Origin of the sequence: Candidatus Magnetobacterium casense, from assembly GCF_019173545.1 — a bacterium.
Classification (GTDB): domain Bacteria; phylum Nitrospirota; class Thermodesulfovibrionia; order Thermodesulfovibrionales; family Magnetobacteriaceae; genus Magnetobacterium; species Magnetobacterium cryptolimnobacter.
Genome location: NZ_JABXWD010000670.1, coordinates 1 through 1,361, shown reverse-complemented (window position 1 = coordinate 1,361; position 1,361 = coordinate 1). Strand labels below are relative to the sequence as shown.

Below are 1,361 nucleotides of genomic sequence, written 5' to 3'. Positions count from 1 at the left end.
CCCTTGACCTTGGGCAGTGGACTTTGGGCAATTATGGGACGGCATACGTCATAACGCAATACCTTTTCGACTTGTTTTAACTTAGTTTAAACCTGTCTGGTATGAGGCTATGAACTTGCAACTGCGTTTGTAACCGAGGTGGGGGGACAGTATTACCCCCCACTTCGGTTACAGGTGACCTCGGTTACATTATGGGACGGCACCCTGACGTCATTGTTTTAGAACCCTTCAAAACAATCTTAGTAGTCGGTTGGGAAAAAGTTGTGAAGTGACGTCATTCGTCGGAAGCCTTTCAGGTTTAAGAAAAAAAAGAAAAAGAAAAAAAAACAAACACTAACCGACACTCGACATACAACATGGCTATGAAGCGGGGCTACTCTGGCTACGGGGTCTCTCGGCCTTCTAAGCGGACTAAGTACTCTCGGCGTAGGGCTGTGTCTGCTGCTGCTGCTGCTTCGGCTCCTCCTTTCTGGGCTCGGCCTTCTGGGGAACTGAAGTACTTGGACACGGTCTTGGACGGCGCTATGGACTCGACTGGGCTGCAGACTCTGCTTAATGGGCTCTCTCTGGGCAACACGGCTACTACACGTATAGGTGTTAAGATCGCTATCAAGAGTATCGAAATGCGGCTACTGTCTTATGCGACTGCTGGGACTGGGACGGATCAGTGCCATAGGATAATGGCCTTTATTGATCGGCAACCGAATGCGGCTGCTCCTACTCTGGGCGATCAGCTAGCGAGCAACAGCTACATGGCTATGAGGACTTTGACTCAGCGTAAGCGGTTCAAGATACTATGGGATAGGCAGTACATCATCAACGCGACTGCGGAGCCTGGGACTCTTAGGCACTTTCATATGTACATGAAGTTTAAGCGGCCTCTTGTTGTTGAGTACAACGCGGCGAACAACGGGACTGTGGCTGACATCGTGTCGAACTCGCTCTACTTCTACAAGATTGCATCGAATGCTGCTGGTGCAACTGCTGGGGCTCTGCTTGGCTATGCTCGGATTCGCTACACGGACTCGTAAAAGCAACTGTAAAAAGACTTTAAAAATAAAACGACATTCGACTGAGGGTCTAATTGGTGTGCTTGAATTCCTTCTCCTAAGCATAATGACAACCCTGCCGTGCCTTTTACCAAAACGAAGCAACTCTTTGACTCACCTTGAATATTCTGTGTGGTTTTACTTAGCATACTTTACAACTGTTATGACGCGGTAACTAGTAGCGAAACGTTCGCTACTATTACCCCTTGACCTTGGGCAGTGGACTTTGGGCAATTATGGGACGGCATACGTCATAACGCAATACCTTTTCGACTTGTTTTAACTTAGTTTAAACCTGTCTGGTATGAGGCT

General features: G+C 48.1%; 1 protein-coding gene. It reads left to right on the top strand.

Features of this window, described 5'->3' with window-relative positions; all coding sequences use genetic code 11:
* Window positions 1–500 precede the first annotated feature (500 nt).
* Entirely contained in the window at window positions 501–1,031 is a 531-nt protein-coding gene (locus HWQ67_RS18620) for a hypothetical protein (protein WP_218254193.1), read from the top strand.
* Window positions 1,032–1,361 lie beyond the last annotated feature (330 nt).